The organism is Vibrio methylphosphonaticus (assembly GCF_023634655.1).
GTDB classification, from domain to species: domain Bacteria; phylum Pseudomonadota; class Gammaproteobacteria; order Enterobacterales; family Vibrionaceae; genus Vibrio; species Vibrio methylphosphonaticus.
This window is the reverse complement of sequence record NZ_JAMKMS010000013.1, coordinates 38,000-59,670: the sequence shown is the minus strand read 5'-3', so window position 1 is coordinate 59,670 and position 21,671 is coordinate 38,000. Positions and strand designations below refer to the sequence as shown.

The 21,671-nt window shown below is 45.4% G+C and carries 19 protein-coding genes; 13 read left to right on the top strand and 6 right to left on the bottom strand.

Features of this window, described 5'->3' with window-relative positions; all coding sequences use genetic code 11:
• Window positions 1-32 precede the first annotated feature (32 nt).
• The 7 genes from M9196_RS15500 (at window position 33) to M9196_RS15470 (ending at window position 7,659) form a co-directional block, all read left to right on the top strand.
• The gene (locus tag M9196_RS15500) at window positions 33-1,340 is read left to right on the top strand and encodes an isochorismate synthase (protein ID WP_250618439.1); all 1,308 of its coding nucleotides are present in this window, start codon (window positions 33-35) and stop codon (window positions 1,338-1,340) included.
• Window positions 1,337-3,046, top strand: coding sequence for a 2-succinyl-5-enolpyruvyl-6-hydroxy-3-cyclohexene-1-carboxylic-acid synthase (gene menD, locus M9196_RS15495; RefSeq protein WP_250618438.1), 1,710 nt, complete (start codon window positions 1,337-1,339; stop codon window positions 3,044-3,046). The genes M9196_RS15500 and menD overlap by 4 nt, the downstream gene beginning before the upstream one ends.
• A gap of 10 nt (window positions 3,047-3,056) precedes the next feature.
• A complete protein-coding gene (gene menH / locus M9196_RS15490) occupies window positions 3,057-3,911 on the top strand; it encodes a 2-succinyl-6-hydroxy-2,4-cyclohexadiene-1-carboxylate synthase (protein ID WP_406707691.1) in 855 nt (284 codons plus the stop codon).
• A gap of 25 nt (window positions 3,912-3,936) precedes the next feature.
• Window positions 3,937-4,803 carry a 1,4-dihydroxy-2-naphthoyl-CoA synthase gene (menB, locus tag M9196_RS15485; RefSeq protein ID WP_250618437.1) on the top strand — a complete coding sequence of 289 codons (867 nt, stop codon included), beginning with the start codon at window positions 3,937-3,939 and terminating at the stop codon, window positions 4,801-4,803.
• Window positions 4,804-4,911: 108 nt separating this feature from the next.
• Window positions 4,912-5,904, top strand: coding sequence for an o-succinylbenzoate synthase (gene menC / locus M9196_RS15480; RefSeq protein ID WP_250618436.1), 993 nt, complete (start codon window positions 4,912-4,914; stop codon window positions 5,902-5,904).
• Window positions 5,905-5,935: 31 nt separating this feature from the next.
• A complete protein-coding gene (gene menE, locus M9196_RS15475) occupies window positions 5,936-7,405 on the top strand; it encodes an o-succinylbenzoate--CoA ligase (RefSeq protein WP_250618435.1) in 1,470 nt (489 codons plus the stop codon).
• Window positions 7,406-7,476: 71 nt separating this feature from the next.
• Window positions 7,477-7,659: a hypothetical protein gene (locus M9196_RS15470; protein ID WP_250618434.1), complete on the top strand. Its 183-nt coding sequence runs from the start codon at window positions 7,477-7,479 to the stop codon at window positions 7,657-7,659.
• Between the two features lie 117 nt (window positions 7,660-7,776).
• Here the strand turns inward: M9196_RS15470 and M9196_RS15465 are convergent, their stop codons facing one another.
• Window positions 7,777-9,483 (bottom strand): SgrR family transcriptional regulator, encoded by a 1,707-nt coding sequence (locus M9196_RS15465; protein WP_250618433.1) that lies wholly within the window; start codon window positions 9,481-9,483, stop codon window positions 7,777-7,779.
• 140 nt (window positions 9,484-9,623) lie between these two features.
• On the opposite strand from M9196_RS15465, the gene M9196_RS15460 reads away from it, so the two are divergent.
• Together M9196_RS15460 and M9196_RS15455 are read left to right on the top strand one after the other, a co-directional pair.
• Window positions 9,624-10,166, top strand: coding sequence for an outer membrane beta-barrel protein (locus M9196_RS15460; protein ID WP_250618432.1), 543 nt, complete (start codon window positions 9,624-9,626; stop codon window positions 10,164-10,166).
• A gap of 189 nt (window positions 10,167-10,355) precedes the next feature.
• Window positions 10,356-10,904, top strand: a complete 549-nt coding sequence (locus M9196_RS15455) for a hypothetical protein (RefSeq protein WP_250618431.1) — start codon at window positions 10,356-10,358, stop codon at window positions 10,902-10,904.
• A 300-nt stretch (window positions 10,905-11,204) separates the two neighbouring features.
• Here M9196_RS15455 and M9196_RS15450 read toward each other — a convergent pair whose 3' ends face one another.
• The 4 genes from M9196_RS15450 to M9196_RS15435 all read right to left on the bottom strand — a co-directional run bounded on the left by M9196_RS15450 (window position 11,205) and on the right by M9196_RS15435 (window position 15,593).
• Window positions 11,205-11,891 (bottom strand): hypothetical protein, encoded by a 687-nt coding sequence (locus M9196_RS15450; protein ID WP_250618430.1) that lies wholly within the window; start codon window positions 11,889-11,891, stop codon window positions 11,205-11,207.
• A 164-nt stretch (window positions 11,892-12,055) separates the two neighbouring features.
• Window positions 12,056-12,988 carry a YeiH family protein gene (locus M9196_RS15445; RefSeq protein ID WP_250618429.1) on the bottom strand — a complete coding sequence of 311 codons (933 nt, stop codon included), beginning with the start codon at window positions 12,986-12,988 and terminating at the stop codon, window positions 12,056-12,058.
• Between the two features lie 122 nt (window positions 12,989-13,110).
• The gene (locus tag M9196_RS15440) at window positions 13,111-14,985 is read right to left on the bottom strand and encodes an MFS transporter (RefSeq protein ID WP_250618428.1); all 1,875 of its coding nucleotides are present in this window, start codon (window positions 14,983-14,985) and stop codon (window positions 13,111-13,113) included.
• A 17-nt stretch (window positions 14,986-15,002) separates the two neighbouring features.
• Complete coding sequence (locus M9196_RS15435; protein ID WP_250618427.1) at window positions 15,003-15,593, bottom strand: TetR/AcrR family transcriptional regulator; 591 nt, start codon at window positions 15,591-15,593, stop codon at window positions 15,003-15,005.
• A 264-nt stretch (window positions 15,594-15,857) separates the two neighbouring features.
• Between M9196_RS15435 and M9196_RS15430 the strand changes: the two genes are divergently transcribed.
• On the top strand, window positions 15,858-16,748 hold the full coding sequence (locus M9196_RS15430; RefSeq protein WP_250618426.1) for a Tim44 domain-containing protein: 891 nt from the start codon (window positions 15,858-15,860) through the stop codon (window positions 16,746-16,748).
• 134 nt (window positions 16,749-16,882) lie between these two features.
• A complete protein-coding gene (locus M9196_RS15425; RefSeq protein WP_250618425.1) occupies window positions 16,883-18,181 on the top strand; it encodes a BamA/TamA family outer membrane protein in 1,299 nt (432 codons plus the stop codon).
• Between the two features lie 98 nt (window positions 18,182-18,279).
• Here M9196_RS15425 and M9196_RS15420 read toward each other — a convergent pair whose 3' ends face one another.
• Window positions 18,280-19,323, bottom strand: coding sequence for an AraC family transcriptional regulator (locus M9196_RS15420; protein ID WP_250618424.1), 1,044 nt, complete (start codon window positions 19,321-19,323; stop codon window positions 18,280-18,282).
• Between the two features lie 127 nt (window positions 19,324-19,450).
• Here M9196_RS15420 and M9196_RS15415 point away from each other — a divergent pair, with 127 nt between their 5' ends.
• Entirely contained in the window at window positions 19,451-20,548 is a 1,098-nt protein-coding gene (locus tag M9196_RS15415; protein WP_250618423.1) for a zinc-dependent alcohol dehydrogenase, read from the top strand.
• A 2-nt stretch (window positions 20,549-20,550) separates the two neighbouring features.
• On the top strand, window positions 20,551-21,624 hold the full coding sequence (locus tag M9196_RS15410; protein WP_250618422.1) for a GTP-binding protein: 1,074 nt from the start codon (window positions 20,551-20,553) through the stop codon (window positions 21,622-21,624).
• The last annotated feature ends 47 nt before the right edge of the window (window positions 21,625-21,671 follow it).

The window sequence follows — 21,671 nt, the reverse complement described above, 5'->3', positions numbered from 1 at the left end:
GATTAAATTAAAGAAATCGTTTTGAGGTTGATTTGTCTCATTTAAAACAAGCTATTATCCAGCTTCTTGATAAGTTGAAGAGTGTGCCTCCGGGTACGAAGCGTCTTGAACAACCATTGGATGGTAAACCCAAGTCATCAAGTATTGACTGGTTAGATGTGCAACCTCATTACCCCAAGTTCTATTGGCAGTCGCGAGACACCCGTGAAGAAGTCGTCGCTCTGGGTCAGTTACATACGTTTTCTGAACCAGCGCCAGCATACGCAATCTTAGACCGAAACCAGCGAGTATGGGGCGGACGTTCTTTTGATGGCCATACGGCAAAGAACCGCCGTTGTATGCCAGCTTTTTTCTTTTTACCACAAATAGAATTGATTCGTTTTGATAACGGTTGGCGTTTAGCCGTTAATATCGGGACGAATATTGATACGTCGATACGAGCCCTGCAACGTCTGATTGTTTCTCATCAAGATTTACCGCCTATCTCTACTTCGGTAGAGGCGATAACGCACACCCCAACCGAAGCTGAATGGGGTGATTTAGTTGATGATGTATTACAGGGTATTCAACAAGAAAAATTTAAGAAAGTAGTATTGGCTCGTAAGACGTCAATTGACCTACAAACGCCAATTTCACCAGCCCAACTGCTAAAAGCGAGTTATTTGAATAATCACCACAGCTTTCACTTTTTAATGGCGTTGTCTCCTAAACATAGTTTTGTCGGCTCAACCCCAGAGCGTTTGTATCGACGCCGTGGGCTCGAGTTAGAAACGGAAGCATTAGCCGGCACCATTGGTCGAGGTGGTAACGCCTCCCATGACATGCAGCTATCTAACTGGTTAACTCAAGATGCCAAAAATATAAAAGAAAATCAGTATGTTGTGGATGATATTCAACAAAGCTTAGCGCCGCACTCGTGTGGTGTCGCAATAGAAAAAGAACTTCGCTTAGTACGTTTGCGCAAGGTTCAGCACCTCAAACGTAATATTCATGCTCAGCTTAACACTGGAATAAATGGTGTGCAGTTATTGCAGGCGTTGCAGCCGACGGCGGCCGTTGCTGGTTTGCCGCGTCAGGCTGCCATGCAATACATCGAACAAAATGAGCCCTTTGCCCGTGGCTGGTATGCCGGTTCCGTTGGTTATCTGAGTCACGACAGTGCTGAATTTTGCGTCGCGATTCGCAGCGCGTTGCTCGTTGAAGACCAATTACAACTGTTCGCGGGTGCAGGCATTGTTCCTGGTTCGGTTGCTGAGCACGAATGGCAAGAGCTGGATAAAAAAATGTCGACGCTACTTAGCCTGATTACCGAGCATCCGTTGTTTGGAGTAGCATCATGATGGCGCACCAAGCGGCATTAAATAGGGTGTGGACTCAAGTCATGTTGGAGGCGCTTTATCGGCAAGGGGTACGTCACCTTTGCATCGCCCCTGGATCTCGATCTACACCGTTAACGTTAGAAGCTGTGGATCACGGTGGCTTTACCTTGCATAGCCATTTTGATGAGCGCGGGTTGGGGTTTTTAGCGCTAGGACTGGCAAAGGCAACCAATAATGCTGTCGCGGTTATTGTCACGTCTGGCACTGCAGTCGCCAATTTATTACCTGCCGTTGCGGAGTCTATGCTGACCAAAGAACGGCTGATATTACTCACGTCCGATCGTCCGATCGAGTTAGTCGAGTGCGGCGCAAACCAAGCCATTGTGCAAACGGGCATTTTTTCTAATCACGTAACGAAATACGTCGGCTTACCTTCGCCAAATACCACGATTTCATTAAACTGGCTACTGACCACTATTGACTCCGCTTTCGTCTCGCAACAACAAAATGGCGGAAGTATACATATTAACTGCCCTTATCCTGAGCCCTTGTACGGCGGTGAAGACCAATCAATGTTTCAGGACTACCGTGAGTCAATCAGGGGGTGGTTAGACAGTGACGATGTTTATGTACGATACGAACGCCCTGTCATTCGAGATTATGCTGAGAGCATTCAGCAGCTAAATCTTGGTGCTCAAAAAGGGGTTATTCTCGTTGGGAATACCAGCTTGAGTATTGCCAATCAAGCTGCGACGCTGGCTCAATCATTAGGGTGGCCTATTGTCTTTGATCCTCAATCGGGGCAGGGCGGTGATTGGCAACACTATGATCTTTGGCTGCAAAACCAAAAGGCAAATCATCAGCTTTCACACGCCGATTTTGTTTTGCAAGTTGGTGCTAGGTTTGTATCTAAAAGACTTAACCAATGGTTAAGTGAACAAGTTACCCGCGGTACCCGCTGTGTTTTGCTCACCGAGCACTTGGATCGTCTTAACCCTGACCATATACCAATGACGCACTTGCTGGTGGACATTGAGCAATGGTTAAGGGAGGCGCTAGCGCTGTCAACGCCTTCTCAACATGCCCATTGGGGAGATGAGCTGAAGCGGTTTGCCATCGCGACTAAAGCGTTATCTGTTCCTGCAGAGACAATAAGCGAATTCGATGTGGCAAAGAGTATGCAAGTGTTGCCTAAAGGAATACCGGTATTCTTAGGCAATAGTCTTATAGTTCGGCTTGTTGATATGCTGTCCTCAATCAACGGGCATCGCACGTATAGTAATCGGGGCGCATCAGGAATAGATGGCTTAGTGGCAACGGCCAGTGGCGTTGCTCGCGCTGAAGACTTACCAATCGTGATGTACCTAGGCGATACCTCGCTGCTGTATGATTTGAACTCGTTAGCTTTGTTTAGCCGCGCGACAAAACCACATGTTATTGTCGTGACGAACAACGATGGCGGCGCTATTTTTGATTTGCTGCCAGTGCCTCTTGAACAAAAAGTGGCCTGTTATCAAATGCCTCACGGGTTCACTTTCCAGCATGCCGCGGCGCAGTTTGGTTTGGACTATTGCCAGCCTCAATCGAACGCGGAACTTGAGTCAATATTGCTCAGTCACTTAGCGAACGGTACAAAGACGCTTTTGGTGGAAGTCAATACGCCTAGCGAAGAAGTCGGCGGTCATATTCGCTCACTTGCTCAGCAAGTTAACGCGTTGGAACTCTGACATACGCATCATGCTAAATAATGCGAATTTACCAAACTCGAGCCTACTGAGCACTCGGTTTCTACCGGGATGCCAACCTCACATACGTCGACCTATATTGGTCTTTGTGCATGGCTTTCTTGGCTCGACTGACGATTGGTGTCATGTCACCGATGAGCTAACGGATTACCCACGTTTATTCTTAGACTTGCCGGGACATGGCCTAAGCGATCATGTCACTTGCTCGGGATTTGAAGAGGCAAGTGTGTTACTCGGTGCTGCGATTCAACATGCTTTTGATGCACACCACATTGACCCAATGACACCGGTGTGCCTAATTGGCTATTCATTGGGTGCACGATTACTGATGTATTGCTTAACGATGCATCCGACAAAGAGATGGTGCTCAAACCCAATTTTAGGGCTGGTCATTGAAGGCGGTAATTTTGGTCTGAAAAACCATGACGAGCGCCAGCAACGCCTAGTAGCGGATCAAGCTTGGGCAAGACGCTTTCAAATCGAAAAAATTGAAGATGTTTTAGCCGACTGGTACCGACAGCCTGTGTTTTCTTCATTAAATCATGAGCAAAGACAACTTTTGATTGCAAAGCGAAGTGTTAACCTAGGTCATAAATTAAGTACGATGCTGGATAGCACCTCATTGGGACGTCAGCCGTACTTACTAGAAGAAGTGCAACAATTGAGTTTTGACTCCGGTCATACGCCGTTATTCATCAGTGGTGAAAACGATACAAAGTTCACTGCATTGGCAAGGCTTAGCGGTTTAAATCATTACGTAGTTCCGCATGCGGGACATAACGTTCACAAAGAGCACCCTAAGGCGTTTACGTCTGCTCTGCTCAAGTATATAAACACACCGAACTAAACGGTGGCTAACATTGGAACATACCATGGCAAAAACAGTTGGATTAACCGAAGAAGAACTTTATGCACCCGTAAACTGGGCTGACGTCACGTGTGACTTTGAAGATATTCAATATCACAAATCTGAAGATGGAATTGCTAAAATTACCATTGCGCGACCACAAGTTCACAATGCATTCACGCCTCGTACCGTTCAAGAAATGATCCGTGCGTTGGCGGATGCACGCTATGACGAAAATGTTGGTGTGATTATCTTAACGGGTTTAGGAGAAAAGGCATTTTGTTCCGGTGGCGACCAATCAGTTCGTGGCGATTACGGCGGTTACCAAGATGATACGGGTACTCACCACTTAAACGTATTAGACTTTCAACGTCAGATCCGTACCTGCCCTAAACCAGTGATTGCGGCTGTAGCAGGCTGGGCTGTAGGTGGCGGTCACGTATTACATATGATGTGTGATTTAACTATCGCTGCAGACAACGCTCAGTTTGGCCAAACTGGCCCGAAAGTAGGTTCGTTCGATGGCGGTTGGGGTGCTTCTTACATGGCTCGCATTGTCGGTCAGAAAAAAGCGCGTGAAATTTGGTTCTTGTGCCGTTTTTATGATGCTCAAGAGGCGGTAGATATGGGGCTTGTGAACACCGTGGTTCCGGTTGCCGATCTAGAGAAGGAGTCTATCCGTTGGTCTCGTGAAGTGCTGCAACACAGCCCTATGGCTCTGCGTTGCCTTAAAGCGGCATTAAATGCCGATTGTGATGGCCAAGCTGGTCTACAAGAGCTTGCAGGTAATGCCACTATGATGTTCTACATGACAGAAGAAGGCCAAGAAGGACGTAATGCGTTTAACGAGAAACGTCGTCCTGATTTCAATAAATTCCCTCGCAATCCTTAAGCGACGACGGTCGTTATGCCGCTCTTCTTAACTGGAAGAGCGGCTAATAATATCTATCTTCATACGTCTAACCTCATACAAAAAAAATTTAAACGCGGAATGTCGACCATGAGACAAGCAAAGCTTTATCGTTACACGTTACCTATGGACAGTGGCGTGATCTTACGAGATACCAAACTCACTGCTCGTGAAGGGTGGGTTGTTGAACTGATTGAAAACGGTAAACATGCGTTGGGTGAGATCGCACCGCTACCGGGTTTTAGTCAAGAATCGTTACAAGAAGCGGGCAATCAAGCGCAGCATTATCTTGAATCATGGGTAAAAAAAGGCCAACTCGGCTCTGACCTTGACGAGTATTGTCCTTCCGTAGCGTTCGGCTTATCTTGCGCGGTGATGGAACTGGCCAGTCGCTTACCGAACCGTGGTAATTACCAGGCGGCGCCGTTGTGTTCCGGTGATCCAGATGACCTTCTTCCCATCCTCAACACTATGTCTGGTCGTAAAGTCGCAAAGATTAAAGTCGGTATGTACGAAGCAATTCGTGATGGCATGATCGTTAGCCTGTTCTTGGAGTCCATACCAGATCTGACCTTGAGATTGGATGCTAATCGATCATGGAGCCTTGAAAAAGCCAATAAGTTTGCTTCCTACATCGCGCCATCCCTACGCGAACGTATCGCTTTTATAGAAGAACCGTGCAAAACATCGCGCGATAGTCTTTCTTTTGCGGGTGATACGGGGATAGCGATAGCCTGGGATGAAACGTTACAAGAAGCGGTACGCGCATCCGATTTTGCCTTCGACTCGTTGACCGGAGTAAAAACGCTGATTATTAAACCGACATTAGTCGGCAGTCTAGAGAAGTGCATAACGCTGATTGAAGCGGCGCACCAGCAAGGCATTCAAGTGGTTATTAGCTCCAGTTTAGAAAGCAGCATTGGTCTTAATCACCTTGCTCGTTTTTCTCAATGGCAAGTTCCAAATGTAACGCCGGGGCTTGATACAATGCAGTTATTCGCCGCCCAACTTGAAGTGGCGTGGCCAAACTGTCGACTTCCGATCTCAACATTGGATGAGCAGACGCTGTACTGGCAGTCGTGACAAAGCAGGTGATAATGGAGGCCATGATCGCGTGAATTTATGGACAACATGGGCGCAGCATAAGCCCAATGATGCGGCGGTAGTGACGACAGACCGCACCTATACGTGGCAACAGATCCAGAAGACGGTACAGCAATATCAACAAGCCTTGATTGACGAAGGCGTGCAATCTCACAGCGTGGTGTGCTTGGTCGGGCGAGCTGAGATTGACCTTGTGTTCGCTTATTTAGCGTGTGTCGCACAGGGTGCGATACCAGCGATGGTATCGGCATCATCAGATATAAATGACCGATTAGAGACGCTATACAAAGCGAACGAGAAAGCCTACCTATGGGATTGTTCAGGCACTGGTATCGATTTCACTGCGCAGACTCGGACAAGAGAGATAGGTATCATCTGTCTGGATTTTCCAGAAGATAAATCACACAATAAGAAAATGACGTCGCTTGAGGAGAAAAACAGTGCTGATTTACACCAGTGCGCCTCGATTATTTTTACCTCAGGTTCGACAGGTAAACCAAAAGCGGTTGTGCATACGGTGGAGCAGCATCTGGCTTCCGCCAAAGGGTTGTTGGAACGGTTTTCGTATAGCGACAGCGACCGTTGGCTGCTCAGTTTGCCTATGTTTCATGTCTCTGGCTTGGCGATTATTTGGCGCTGGCTATCCGCTGGTGCACAGTTAAAAATTGCGGACGGTGTATTTAGCCAAGATATTGCGGATGTCAGTCATGCGTCTTTGGTTGTTACTCAGCTTAAGCGAATTATCGAACAACGTATTCCTAATCAGCTTCGGCGCGTGTTACTGGGCGGAAGTCATATCCCTAACGAACTGATTCAACAAGCCCAAGCCTCGGGCATTGCGATGTGGATGGGTTATGGCATGACAGAAACGGCGTCAACCGTAACCGCTAAGCTTGTTGACCAACATAGCTCTTCAGGTACCGCTTTACCTAATCGACAAGTTAGGTTGCAAGGTCAGCGCATACAAGTCAAAGGAGCGGTATTGTCACAAGGCTACTTCTATCAAGGACATCTTCGATCACTGGCATTAACAGATGGGTGGTTTGATACCGGCGACCTGGGGTGTTGGAGTGATAATCATGAGTTGATGGTCACTGGGCGAGCCGATAATCTGTTTATATCCGGGGGCGAAAATATCCACTGTGAAGAGGTAGAAGCGGTATTAAACCGACTTCCTAATGTGAGTCAGTCTATTATTATTCCCGTTGTTTGTGATGAATTTGGAGCGCGTCCCGTTGCCGTGATACAAAGCGTAGATAACAGCAGTGATGATTCAGAAATGCGTTCATGTGAATTGAGCTCGGATGAAAAGTTAATGATTAACCAACTGCTTAAAGGCTCGGGGTTAGAAAAGTTTAAGTATCCAATCGCGTATTTTCGTCTACCAGACTCACTGGCATCGTCGGGTATTAAAGTATCAAGAGCGCAAGTTAAGCGCTGGCTTTCAAGTGCGCAGTCCGATTATGTGGTTATTTCATAGTCCAAAACGGAATTTTCTCTTTCGTGAATGCTCACCATAATGTCCCTAGGATAATGACGTGAGTAAACGGAATGAATATAACGCTTGGAATCGCAATAGTGCTGCAGATTTTACTGGCACTCACTACAGAAGGGCTTCCACGAGCAATGGCGGAGCTCACCGCGTTCATACTCACCGTTGCATTGTTCGTTAGTGTGAGACGCCGTACAACATCGTCGACGAAATCCCCCCAATCAGTACTCAGCAGTAAATGATGAGGCAAAGTGTACTATCGTGCACATCTACATAAGTCGGTTATTTGGTTTCTATTCGCTGTTCGCCGTTCAAACGGCTTATGCATGCAGTATTTTCCCACCAGTCATTAGATACTTTTAACGCTGATGATCGCGTTTATCAAACCAAAGGTGAGACAAATTCATCAGACCGAGCGAATCGGTACTTTGTCCTCGCAGTGACTCATGGGTTGTGAATGAAACGGTTTTTCCCCATAGAGGAACAATGAAGTGCTTCTGCTTACATATTTCTTCAATGCCTAAAAATAGCTGGGGTAAGTCGCTAGCATTTGCAATGGCATCTTTCCATTGCTTATGAAGCACCGGAGGAAGTAAATGGTCTGTCATTTTATGCGCCAGTAACCAATAAAACTGATCAAGTAATATATCATGGCCAAACAAATAGTCGTTTAGCCAGACATCCGCGTTGCTTAATTCATTGCTAGGTTTTAGAACCACGCCAGTCGTTATAAGACTCTCTAGCACTGCAGGTAGGGCACTATTTCCGTTATTCCAGTAGGTTATTGTTTCCCCCTCTAACGCGGGGTGCTCATCTAAGTATTGATCACATGTTGCCAAATACGCTGATTTATCTAAGTCGTCGCCAAACAGAGTCTGACATGACCGTTGGGTTGATTGAGAGGTAGAACCGTGCTGATGTGAGGGACGCTTGAGCCTTGACGCCAATTGTTCTCGGACATCGTCTGGTACATGGTGAGCAATGCATACCGCTTGACACCCTTTTAGCCGGTAATGGGTGATGCGCTGTGAATGGGCTTGTAGTCCCTTTTTATTAGATGTGTTATTAGATGTGTTATTGGATGTGGCAACTTCGGTTTGAACGCTAATATTACTTTGTTCAAGCTGGTCGTTAATATCTGAATCCGTCACCCAGAAATCGGCTCGTTTTAGTATCCCGTGCACGCCAAAGTATTGCTCGTTCTTTATTAACGACCAGTGTTCAGGCAGTCGAGTATCCCAGCGATAGCATCCTGTGCCAAATGGAAACTCTGGGTCACGCTCATTATCCAAATATACCCCGCAATGAATATCAGCTAACGCATGCAAAAATATCGGGTCATCATGATGCAAGGTGACTTCAAGCCAACGTTTGTTAACGGATACCGATTTTACACTGGCAAATAAAGGCGTATGTTTGGTGAGCTTAATCATGTGGCTTTTCACATGTTCCGGTGTCAGTAACTCGCCATTATGGAAATAGACATCCGGACGAATTCGGAAAAAGTACGTGTTATTCGATTGGTAGAACTGGTGTGCTAAGTGAGGAGTGAAGGTATCGGTTACAGAGTCAAAGCGGATTAATGTATCAAAAAGAGCATTGACGTATATCCCAGACTGAAGCTCTGTCATCGTCATAGGGTGACAAGGAGGTAAGGCATAACCCACTAATCCAATGAGTTCATCAGAGCGCTCAAGGTCGTCAGAATAGATGGTCAACCACTCTGGCAGTTTTTGTTTGAAAATATGTTGATAATGAAAAATATTAGCGTAATTAAAGGCTTCGTTTAGCCCGCCATTTTGTATCATTATTTTTAATTGCTCAGTAAGTAAATCCTGAAATGAGCGCAGAATTAACAGCGTAGATTTATTGCCACGACCTTTTCCTGGGCTCCACGCTATCCAACCTAAAGACGTTAGGTTATTCATTATCTTAGTTACATTCCGCGTTGAACATACGAACACGTCTGAGAGCTCATTTTTATCTACAGTGGCGCGGGTGAGGTTAAACCGTTGCTCTAATTGCTTAAGGCGTTGTAATTGAATGAGGTTGCCAGACTTGTCCACAGAATACCTCGAATAATCCGGAATATTGGCAACAGTGTAGAGCAAAATATAAAAGGTGAATAGTCAGAAAGTAGATGGTCCTCTTTTAATCGTTCGCCCTGCGAAATACTAGCGGCAGCTAATCATATGAGGTAGGTAACATGATTAAAGCAACCGTTGCTTTTATATCACTCTCCGTTGTATCAACGCTTAGCCAGGCTGGCACGATACAAGATTTCTTTTCAGGCGTCACAGTAGGCGCTGGGTATGCAACCGACAGCAGCGATGGAAACACGCTACAAGGCTACTCGGTTTACTCTCAAGGGTATCTCGTCCCTTCACTAAAAGAGAGCCTATTTACTGACTTTCGTGTCACAACAACATCAGGAAATTTGGGCTCCACCTCCGACGATGAGAAAAAGTATGGTCACTCGGTTGATGTAGACCGATATCAAGCTGCTATCGGTTATGGGGTGCCGTATCACGTCTCAAGTTCCGTCGTGGTTAAGCCTTATGTTACAGCAGGATGGTCTTGGGATAAGGTAAAAGGAAGCAGACAAAATGGGAGTAATAATAGTTTTGTTGCTTCAGTCGGAGTGAAAGGGGAGTTCAACGATCACATTATGACTGGGGTTGGTTACTCTAAAGAAACGAGTGGATTCAAGTCTGGACAATGGTTGGTCGATGTTGGTTATCAATTTTAGAGATTTAGATAATGAGAGTGTAGAGATCTAGATAATGAAAGATAGGTAGCCGACGGCAATTGAAGAAAGACAAGTAGTACGAAAGAAAAGTAGTACGAAAGAAAATGTGGCGACTCTCAGTAATGGGAGTCGTTCAGATTTCAGTGATACCAATTGACTACAATTGTAATAAATGAATAGGTAACAAGAATGTACTTTAGAACCATTTTTACCCTAGCTGTGACCGTGATGATGATGACAGGCTGCGCAACCGCACCTCAGTTATCTCGTTCGGAGTGGCACCAAGTCACGACGCGTCATTATGACGGAGTGACAAAAAACCAAGCGCTTGATGCCGCCCGTTCTGTTTTAGAAAAGTCTGATCATGATTTTGTCTTTACGTACCCTGATGACCAATTGTCTGCGAGCCGAGAGTGGTGGAGGTATGTTATTTTGTCGACTCAAAAAGGGGCTGATAATTGGACCGTGAAGGCGTATGAATCCAATGGCGGAGTGGATGTAAAAGTGAGCATTGGACGTCAAGAAGGGGCCACCATGCCTACTATTACGTCGCAGGGCGATTTTGTTTCGACAGATTCAATGGTATTGGGTAAACCGGTCACTAATCCTCAAGTATATGCATTCTTTTTTAAGCGTTTAGACTCAGAATTGGATCACACGACACCTTGGTTATCGTGTGATGATTTCGATATAGATAACAAAGACGCGGGTTATCTTTGTGGTGTGACGTCTAATTAACCTCAGCTAATTCGGTCATTTTCACATTAAAGAAGCCATCGAAATCAACAGCCACAGAGTAATAGTGAAGATTACGGGTTTACTTCCGGAACACTAGAGTTTGTCGATAGAGATACTGCAGCCAATCAAAAACAAACAGACAACCAGTAAAGGTTTTGAAAGCGCAAAGATATTTGCATAGGCAGTGTCAAATAGTGGGGCGTAACAACTAACTAAAATTGCCGAGCGACAGGCCAATCCATTGGCAAGAATGACAAAGCCCTTTAATTAAAGGGCTTTGTTGTTTTATCAATAAAGTGACTATTTTTCTGTTAGTGAGAACTCATCGATACGGACTTCAGTTTGCTTGCCAATGTCTCCGTTCATATCGATTTTTGATGGGTCAGTAATGGCCATTTTCGTATAAATTACGGCAGTCGTATTACTACCACTATTGAATTCGACTGACGCTTGACGGAACGATGTTTTAACGGCGCCTTTAGGGCTATCATTGAGGTCATTGACGTGGATCGCTTTTTCCCCAAGGGTCTTTCCATCAGCCCCTTTCGCTCCCGCGATCAACTCGCTTACTGAGTATGCGCCTTTTTTATCGTTGTAATAGAACGATAAAATATAATCCGTATCGGTTTTTAGTCCGCTGACTTGTTGGCTTAAACCTGGCTGATAAGAAAAATCATCTGAGGCACTGATAAAACGAATTCGTGCAGAACCTTCGTCATCAAAAGCGGTATCTTTTGAGCTGCCTACATCGCCTTTACCATTTTTTTTGTCCGCATCTTTTCGCCAAAAATCGCTTTGGCCACTGTCGCTTCTAAACTGAGTAAGTTGAGGATCAGAAATGAGATCGTTAGCACCGGAAGTCATGACAACGATGGCCGCAGCTGGTGCTGCCGTTGTTGTTTCAGAAGCCGCAGGAGCCGTGTCATCTGTTGATGCGCAACCGGCCAGCAAACTTGCAATGGCTAAGCCTAGAAATACCTTTTTCATTACATTCGTCCTCACGTATTGGTCAAATTATCGTTATATGCTCACTTAAAATCATACAATCTTATTGTATGATTTTAAGTGACTGGTTAGACATATTTGCCATGAACAAGCGTGCGAACCAATGTTGAGCTGTAATTTTGTGAGCTGGAGTTTATTACCAACCCTTAGACTATACCGCTCATTAACCAAGCCAGAGAAATGGTTGAGATCAACAACCACAGCGTGACGCCAAATATCATCGGGCGACTGCCTGCTTTTTTGAGTTTGTCGACAGAGATGCTACAACCAATCAAAAATAAACAAACAACGAGTAGTTGCTTCGAGATGGAGAAAATACTGTGATAGACAAACTCAAATTGTGGTAAGTAGTCACTCACCACGATTGCTACACAGTAGAAAACGATGAAATATGGGATGGTGATTTTGTTTTGTTTGTTGCTAAAGATAACGGCGCTGATTAAGGCAACCGGTATTATCCATAGAGCTCGTGCCAGTTTTAGTGTTGTGGCTGTTGTGAGTGCTTCCTCACCATAGGCTGAAGCTGCACCGACGACTGACGATGTATCATGTATAGCAATGGCGGCCCAGGTGCCAAAGGTGTGCTGATCAAGTTGCAGTGCGTGGCCAATGACGGGAAACACAAATAATGCAACAGAATTGAGAACGAAAACGGTGGCTAAGGCGATAGCAATTTTTTCATCATCGGCATTGATCGCGGGCGCTACCGCAGCGATGGCGCTCCCTCCGCAAATCGCGGTGCCAGACGCAATCAAATAACCGGTTTGTTTCTCCACGCCCATACGTTTCGCAAGAAACCAACCGATAATCAATGTGCCAAATATTGTGGTAACAATGATACCGATTCCATTGCTAGTCGCGGCAATCGCTTGGTCTAATTGAATACCAAACCCCAGCCCGACGATAGAATAGGCAAGCAATTTCTTGGTGAACTTGGCGAGTGGCAATGACTGTGGCACTAAGCTGAACGTGGTGAGCAAAAAACCAAGAATTAATGCGATTGGCGATGATACCCAAGGGGTTAGGCAAACAAGTAAAGCTAGAAAAAACAGCGGAGACGATCGAAGCAAGGTCTGCATGGGTAACCGTAAATAAATAGGATGGCGATAATAAGTATCGCCATCCTATCCTTATTCATTGGATAGAAAAATCTAATATTAATGAACTAGCGTTCAATAATATTGAACAGGTGATGCGTTGATCAGCGATACTGACCGCGCAGCGTAGATACTTTTTCAAACATCACTTGACTGCTTGCTTCTTTAGCCTCAACCGGTTCGCCAGTTTCAACTTCCAGTTTAGCTCGGAATCGATTTGGTAGACCTTTGCAAGCACGACCTTTGTGACGACTGAAATAGCTCCCCCACAGCCCTTTAAGTGCCATTGGAATAACGGGCGCCGAAGAACGTTTCAAAATCAAACCAACGCCCCGCATAAATTCGTTCATTTCACCATCTGGTGTTAGGCGTCCTTCTGGGAAAATACACACGACTTCCCCTTGGCGTAATGCTTCTTCAATCTCACCGAAGGCTCGGCGGATTGAACCCTGTTTCGTCGCTGAAATAGGGATTACCTTCAACCCTTTAAAGAACCAACGGGCGGGCTTAAAATTGGCGTACTCTTCTTCCATAACAAAGCGCATAGGGCGTGGACAGGCCGCCGTCGCGACAACGGCATCCATATAGCTGACGTGGTTGCAAACGATCAACGCGCCGCCTTCTTTTGGTATGTGATGAAGGTTTTTAAGCGTCACTCGGTAAAGCAATGCCGTTAAGCCTCGTACGATAGAGCAAACGACAAAAATAGGCGCTTGGCGAAACAAGTAAACCGCCATCGCGAAGTTTAATAATGCGAGAACGAGAAACAGTTGTACGATGGTTAATTCGAGCACTGACAAGGTGACAATACCCAAAACAGCGCTGCCTACCATAAACAGTGAATTGTAGATATTAAGCGCAGCAATCACTCGAGCACGTTCTGTTTCTTTTGCTTGTTGTTGCATCAGAGCGTACAGCGGCACAATGAACAGGCCGCCAGAAATGCCCAGCAGCAGTAAGAAGCCAAAAACTGGCCACAATGCTGAATGTGAGACAAACATAGAAAAGCTATCAAACTGCGGTAAATCACTCGGGACAGCGTAAGCCATTAACGCCCCAAAAATGCTGATACCAAGGCTTCCAATTGGCACGATACCAATATCAATGCGGTTTCTAGACATCTTGTCACACAGCATTGAGCCCAGCGCGATGCCAACAGAAAATAGCGCCAGTAAAAAAGAGACCGCTGCTTCGTTGCCCATGAGGTGGTTTTTAGTGAAATTTGGGAATTGGGTTAGATAGGTTGCGCCCAAAAACCAGAACCAGCTGATTGCCATGATGCACTGAAATACCACGCGATCTTGATGAGCAATTTTCAGCGTTTCTTTGGTGTGTTTAATTGGCTGCCAACGAAATTTCAAGTTAGGGGCACTGGCTGCCGCTTTTGGAATGTAGCGACTTGAGAGGTAACCTGCGACAGCAAAAATGACCACACTCGCCGCAGCGACGTAGTTGGCATGCTCAGCCGAAGCAATCAGTCCGGCACCCAGTGTCCCCACAAGAATAGCGATAAACGTTCCCGTTTCAACGAGCGCATTGCCAGAAAGGAGTTCGTTAGGCTTTAACTGCTGGGGCAATAAGGCGTACTTTACGGGGCCAAAAAACGCAGATTGTGTCCCCATGAGGAACAGTAAAAAGAGCAAAATACCGTAGCTTTGTGTGATAAAGCCAATCGCACCTAAGCACATGATGGCGATTTCGATGAGCTTCACCTTGCGAATAAACCATGATTTTTCATATTTGTCAGCAAGGACACCAGCAGACGCAGAGAATAGGAAAAAGGGCAGGATAAATAGTCCCGCTGCTAGGTTAATAAATAAGTTACTCGAAACCGGCAGTACTTGTGGTCCGGCGAACGCAACAAACAACAACAATACATTTTTAAAAATGTTGTCATTGAAAGCGCCAAAAAATTGAGTAATAAAATAGGGTAAAAAGCGCCTTTGCGAGAGCAAAGAGCCTGATTTCGAGTGTGGCATTGCCGTTCCTTGTGGTGTTACCAACTTTGTAGGTATTTCGAGATCAGGTCTCGAATAAGCTCGTTGCCGTCGATTGGTTCGGCAGAGAAAAATTTATCATCCACACTCAGTAAGGTAATACCGTGTACGCCTGCCCATAGCACGCGACTGGCTTTCAGTACTTCAGAGTGAGATTTATCAGGTCTATGAACAGAGAGTAAACCTTCAAGCATAGCGGTCATTCCATCGATACGTTGTGCTTGCCATTCAGGTAGGCGGTCACCATTCATGTTGTGTTCAAAAATCAATTGCCAACGATAAGGCCATTGCTTTGCGAAATCGTGATAACACGCCGCTAACGCATAAAGCGAATCTTCCGGGTTTTGAGCATTTGCCACCACACCTTTTGCTTCGCTTGATAAGTCATCGATGGTCTCGGCAACGGCTCGCAAAAGGAGTAAGTTGTAGCTACCAAAAACATTGACCAAGGTGCTTGGAACATAGCCGATCAGCGTGGCGATTTTTCGCAGGCTAAGCGTATGATGTGAGTTTTCGCTAAGGTAGGCTTTAACCGTGCTAAGTGTTAGCTGGACAAGCTCTTCCCTTGTATGATCGTTTCTACGGGCCATGAGAGTGATAATCGAATTGAACACAGTTCACTATTTTAAAGTGAGGCATTAGCAGCGTCAACTGATGAAGCCTTGTATGAGGGCCGAGAACAGCGATTTCACTAGATGAAAGTCACGTTGTTTGCAACAAGCGTGCAATATCCTGAAACAAGTCGGAGCATATGATGCTTTCCTTTAGTGCTAAGCTCAGTATATGATTCATCAACCATCGTATTCACTACCGCAGAGTTTACGATATTACGTAACAATAAAAAAAGGTACAGAATGAAACGTTTATTCTCTTTCATCGCGTTACTCGTACTTGCAGTAACGGTGAACCCTGTTGCTGAAGCTAAGAAATTCGGTGGCGGTAAATCGTTTGGTAAAAGCTTTAAGACGGCGCCAGCGCCAAAGCAACAAAAGCAAAACACCAACACGGTAAGACAAGATCAAAATAAAGCGGGAAGTAAGAAAGGCCTGATGGGAGGACTATTAGGTGGTCTTCTTGCTGGTGGATTACTCGCAGCATTCTTTGGCGGCGCATTTGAAGGTATTCAGTTTATGGATATTTTGATTATGGGTCTGATTGCGTTCGTTATCTTTAAATTAATGAGGCATCTACTTGGCGCAAAGCAGGGCAGTATGAACCAGCAGCGTCAGCAGCCTGCCTTTGGCGGAAATGGCACGCGTAACCCGTTTGAGCAAAAGCAGCAAACTCAACAAAACTTCCAAAGCTTTGAGCAACCTCAGGGTGCAGCAGCAGGAAGTGGTTTCGGTGCGGCAGGTCATAGCGATATTCCTCACAATTACCCACCAGGCTTTGATTCTGCAGCGTTCTTAAATGGTGCTCGTGAGCATTACCGAATTTTGCAAGGTGCGTGGAACCACAATGAACTGCATACTATTGAAGAGTATGTATCGCCAAGTTTGCTACAAGACTTAATGGCAGAGCGCGCTAAGCTTGAAGGCGAACAACATACAGACGTTATGTACGTGGACGTAGAAATTGTACGTGGTGATTATGACGCGGATAAAGCGCAGCTAAGTCTGCAGTTCTCAGGTCGTTACCGTGATGCCGCTGAAGGCGTCGAGGAAGATATCGAAGATATCTGGCACCTAGAACGTGACCTAACGGTGCCGAATGCACCATGGTTGATCGTAGGTATTCAAGGCTAAAGTAAGAACGGCAATGATGAACAAGGCTTGGCTTACGAGCGCTGCGTTTTAGTTGTTGCTTTGCCAACTTACTCTTGCCAACCATTGCTCTTAGCAGCATAAAAACACCGTGGCTTTTGCTACGGTGTTTTTTTATGCCTCGTACCAATCGTTATATTATCGTTGCCGCAATTAACTGGATATTTGCACGCCGTGACACTTTTTCCAGTATAATTCGCCCCATCGTTTTGTCTCTATCCGTGATGAATTTAAGAACTCAATCTATGCGTAACCTATTTTCTACTTTTCTTTTTGGCTTCTCCTTTATCGGCATCAGTCAGGTCATCGCAGCGCCTAAAGAAGTCGTGCCGCTTTTTGAAGCGAAACCAAACGAGACGACAGATGCCCTCGATAAGGTATTGGATGTGTTTGGTGCCGAATCGGAATACGATTCATCGAAAGGCTTAAACTCAAGCTATATTCCAGCGGTATTTTATAAGCCAGAACAAGGGCTGGGGCTGGGGTTGTTGTATGTTGGGTTATATGGTGACGAAACCGATGGTACTGGTCAGCCGTCATCTTTAGTTGTGAATCCGTACGCCTCTTCTAATGGTTCAGCGGGGATTACATTAAGCAATAAGCACTTTTATAATGGCGGCGACAATCGCCTCTATACAGATTTGAAAATCTTTGATGATGCGGCCACCTATTACGGCCAAGGCTACGACAATGGGCAGCAAGACGGTAATTTGGTTAACTTCAAAGAGCAGGTGATAGACATTAAGCCGACTTGGCTTAATCGTGTCTCCGGTGACTACTTTATTGGCTTTGGCGGTAACATCAAATCGGTCAAACCACATGAAATTGAGTCTGATACCCCCACCCAAGAGGGCATTGCAGCTGATCTCACAGACAACACCAGTTATGGCGTGTTTGTGTCGAATGTGTATGACTCACGAGATAACGTCACCAATGCATCTAGCGGAACATTACTACAAGCTGATATTGGCTTATATCATGACACGACTAACTCAGAAAATTTTGGGAAATATTCATTAAAAGCATCGCAATACATGGCATTAGCCCCGATGCCCGGTTTGCTTGCATGGCAAGTTCAGGCCAACCTAACATCGGGTGATGTACCATGGAACCACCTCCCTGACTTGGGCGGATCAGATGCGATGCGAGGGTATATTCTAGGGCGCTATCGCGATAACCAAATGATGATGGGACAAGTGGAATATCGACTGCCCGTCTATTGGCGTGTTGGCGTCGTATTTTGGGGTGCAGCAGGCACCGTTTCCAATGATGTGTCAGGGTTGTGGGACAATACTCTCGCCAGTGCAGGTACCGGATTTCGTCTGAAAATTAAAGATACCGTGAACGTCCGTGCTGATATTGGGTACGGTGAGCATGGTGGTACGTTCTATTTTCACGTCAATGAAGTCTTTTAGTTCTTTTAGTTAGTCAGTTAGTCAGTTAGTCAGTTAGCTTAGTGCATTAGAGTAGTGTCGTGTTTAGCTATAGCTATTTGTTTACCCAAGCTATGTGTTTACCCAAAGCTATCCGCTTGCTTAAAAGGGTCATGTTTTTTAAGGCGGTACTGTAATGGCGAAATGGCATAGTAGGACTTGAAGCTGCGGACAAATGCGCTTGACTCACTATAATTTAGCGTCTCAGCGATGGTGCCTATATCTAATTCGGTATCAACCAATAGACGTGAGGCGACAGACATTCTTGCTCGCAACACCGTGTCACGTAAGCTGGCATGTGACTGGTGTAAATAGTAACGTAATTGCCGAGTAGTAATCGAAAACTCGTGGGCTATATCAGGTAAAGTCGTTTTGGTAAAATGAGAGCTAATCACCATTTTATAGATGCTTTGTTCAAGGTCGCTGAGCGTTTTATTATTGTTTTCTAGTTCAATAATAAGCGGTTTAGATAACAATAAATCTATTTTAGAGTGCTCAAGAGAAATGGGTTCGTTTAGCCAGCTAACAGGGAGTTTGATTCGAGTGATTGCTTGATTAAATCTCAGTGTACACCCCGCAAAGAAAGACTCGTAAAGAGCGTAGTAAGGTGGCGCTGGGTAGGTAAATTCTAATATTAGCCCATTCATATCTTCACGATGACCAATAATAATTTGTTTAAGTAACACCCAGTACCCAGCGGTAAAGTCTTCACTGAGTATTTGTGCGGATGGATGTTGGCTATCTATATTGGGCACTATGGTTAAGTGGTTTGCGTCTTCAACTAAAGACTCTTCATAATAGGTCGTTGTCATTGAAAGGAACTGCTGAGACAGAGCTAATCCAGCGCGCACGGTTGCTGTGGAAGCGATCGCATAGCCATATAGGCCAAAATCGGCCAAGTTGATTCTGTCATATATTTTTAAATATAAGCCATTGATATATTTGTTGTAATGGTTAACGAGTTGTTCCGCGCTTTCCAAATTTAATTGCGATTCATCAAAGGATATTTCAGTGAGTTGCCGTTTTAATATTGTCACTAATGAAGGTCGTTCGCTCTCTAGTACCGCCTGTAAACGCTTCACAAGAGTGACGGCAAAGTGGTGTTTTTCATCTGTTAAAATCATAGAAAGTTCTAATTTATCGACTCTGTCACGCAACCATTTGGCTAAAATGTCAATTATGGTTTTTATTGTCAATTATTAATCAATGTGAGCTGCCAATATTGAGACATTAACTCAACTAGGCATCAACATGAAAATCAATAAAGTACTCGACATCAAGAAAGGTAGTGCAAAAGTTATTGAACAACAGGTATCTGATCCTGTTGGTGGTTTTGTGCGAGTAAAACAAACTATTGCTCCCAACTGTATTGAACATAGAGCTTATAAAACAGGCTTTTATGAGTGGTATGAAACACCAACGACACTTGGCCATGAAGGTGTTGGCGTTATTGATGCGATAGGTCCAGGGGAAAATCGTTGGAAGGTCGGTGATCGCGTCGTGATCTTCCAAGGTTGGGCCTGTGGCGAGTGTTGGGTCTGTGATAACGGGATGGGCGCAACGCACTGCATCAATATTAAAGGTCCGATTCAGGTTCAAGAGTTTAATAATAACAGCGAATCTGGTGGTTCAGGCTTTTGTGAATATCGACTCGTTCCATCCAACATGATGTCGAAAATTCCTGATGAGCTATCCGATAAACATGCATCGGCGGCAAATTGCTTAATTGGCTGTACCTATACGCCAGTGCGAGAGCATCACATTACGCAAGAGCATGTCTGCGTGGTGGGAGGGGTTGGCTTTATTGGTCTCGCCACGATTGTAAACCTGAAATATCGCGGTGCAAAAGTCATTGCTATTGGTCGCGATACGAAGCGTATGGCACGCGCGGCAGAACTTGGCGCAGACGTCATTATTAACTCTGAAGATGAACACTGGTTAGAGCAAGTGAAAGAGCACACGATCGATGGGCGTGGTGCAGATTTCTCCTTCGAGTGTTCTGGCTACCCTTATTATCAGCAGAAGTGTCTAGACTCGTTACGTCATTACGGGACTATGATTCAACTTGGCTACGCGGCAGACCAAGGTCCGGAGCTGAAATGGGATCTTAATACCGAGTATGGTATTTGTTGGCCGAAGAAAACCATCACCGCATCCTTTGATGTCGATTTCCGTCACCGCCGTGAGATCCTAGAAACGCTTTGCGACCCGTGGATGCAAGACAAAATAGATAGGCTGGTTACTCATACGTTCCCAATGTCACGTGCGTCGGAAGCCTTCGAACTCCTAAATGACCGTAACGGCGTAGAAGAGTTTGTAGGCAAGATACACCTGATCCCAGGAGAATAGCCATGACGTTGCCAGCAACATCAAAAGCCATCCCTGTCACTCTTGTCATTGGGACTCTGGGCGCCGGAAAAACCACGTTGTTACAGCAACTGCTTTATAACAAGCCTACAAATCAATCTTGGGCGGTACTGGTCAATGATATTGGTGAAGGCAGGGTTGATGGTCGCGTCCTATCTCCTTTCTCTGATGGATTTCAAGCCATAGAGGGCAACTGTTTATGTTGCTCTGGCAAAGTGGAATCAGTGTCGGCGATTGATAGCTTATTAGATGATGTCGCGGGTCCATTTGAACGTTTGGTGATTGAGGCATCTGGGGTGTCGGATCCATTAAATTTAATCACACTGCTTGGCGATAATCATTTTGCTGAGCGATTAATCCTCGAACGAATTGTCGCCGTGGTCAATGTTCAGACTTCGGTTGTTCAAGCATTGAGAAACAGTGCGACCACTCGTGCGATTGCCTGCGCTGATATTATTGCTCTTTCACATACTGATATTGCAAAGCCTGAAGAGACTGCCCATTGGTTTGAAGCATTGCAGCATTTATCACCTCAGAAAGGCTTAGTGTGTACGAACTCTGAGCTCACTGTGGACAACCTCGCAACGCGAACTGCCCAGCTTTGGAAGCAACGAATGTTGGTAGGAGGGGACATAGGGTTGTCGGTTTCTCCACCAACACTGAATAAAGCACACTTAAAGCGAACGGACCGCATGGCGCTGTTTAACCCCAATTGGTCTCGTATTGATCAGTTTTATCAAAATATGTCCACAGCCTTATGGCGCTTTCATCCAGATAGCCAATTTAACTATGAGACCTTGAGTCTGATATTAAATGACAATGACTACCAGCGTATTAAGGGCATTCTGAAAACCGATCAAGGATGGTGTTTTGTTAACAGCACTCCTAAGAGTCAGACCTGCAACCTTATTCCCAAGCAACAAAGCGAAAATTGGACTGAAAGCCGCTTAGAGGGCATCGCAGAAGGCGATGTCGATTGGACGGAAATCGAGACGTTACTCATGAAAAGTCTCCTAATGAAACGTAACGACGGTTCTTTTCAAACGACGGCAGCTTAATAAGCGCGGCGGCTGCACACGACACGACTAAAATCGACACTATTACA

Bases quoted from the DNA above. Each gene is read 5' to 3' on its own strand.
- menD (WP_250618438.1), top strand. From the start codon at position 1,337: ATGATGGCGCACCAAGCGGCATTAAATAGGGTGTGGACTCAAGTCATG.
- menH (WP_406707691.1), top strand. From the start codon at position 3,057: ATGCTAAATAATGCGAATTTACCAAACTCGAGCCTACTGAGCACTCGG.
- menB (WP_250618437.1), top strand. From the start codon at position 3,937: ATGGCAAAAACAGTTGGATTAACCGAAGAAGAACTTTATGCACCCGTA.
- menC (WP_250618436.1), top strand. From the start codon at position 4,912: ATGAGACAAGCAAAGCTTTATCGTTACACGTTACCTATGGACAGTGGC.
- M9196_RS15470 (WP_250618434.1), top strand. From the start codon at position 7,477: ATGAATATAACGCTTGGAATCGCAATAGTGCTGCAGATTTTACTGGCA.
- M9196_RS15460 (WP_250618432.1), top strand. From the start codon at position 9,624: ATGATTAAAGCAACCGTTGCTTTTATATCACTCTCCGTTGTATCAACG.
- M9196_RS15455 (WP_250618431.1), top strand. From the start codon at position 10,356: ATGTACTTTAGAACCATTTTTACCCTAGCTGTGACCGTGATGATGATG.
- M9196_RS15450 (WP_250618430.1), bottom strand. From the start codon at position 11,891: ATGAAAAAGGTATTTCTAGGCTTAGCCATTGCAAGTTTGCTGGCCGGT.
- M9196_RS15445 (WP_250618429.1), bottom strand. From the start codon at position 12,988: ATGCAGACCTTGCTTCGATCGTCTCCGCTGTTTTTTCTAGCTTTACTT.
- M9196_RS15440 (WP_250618428.1), bottom strand. From the start codon at position 14,985: ATGCCACACTCGAAATCAGGCTCTTTGCTCTCGCAAAGGCGCTTTTTA.
- M9196_RS15435 (WP_250618427.1), bottom strand. From the start codon at position 15,593: ATGGCCCGTAGAAACGATCATACAAGGGAAGAGCTTGTCCAGCTAACA.
- M9196_RS15430 (WP_250618426.1), top strand. From the start codon at position 15,858: ATGAAACGTTTATTCTCTTTCATCGCGTTACTCGTACTTGCAGTAACG.
- M9196_RS15425 (WP_250618425.1), top strand. From the start codon at position 16,883: ATGCCTCGTACCAATCGTTATATTATCGTTGCCGCAATTAACTGGATA.
- M9196_RS15420 (WP_250618424.1), bottom strand. From the start codon at position 19,323: ATGATTTTAACAGATGAAAAACACCACTTTGCCGTCACTCTTGTGAAG.
- M9196_RS15415 (WP_250618423.1), top strand. From the start codon at position 19,451: ATGAAAATCAATAAAGTACTCGACATCAAGAAAGGTAGTGCAAAAGTT.
- M9196_RS15410 (WP_250618422.1), top strand. From the start codon at position 20,551: ATGACGTTGCCAGCAACATCAAAAGCCATCCCTGTCACTCTTGTCATT.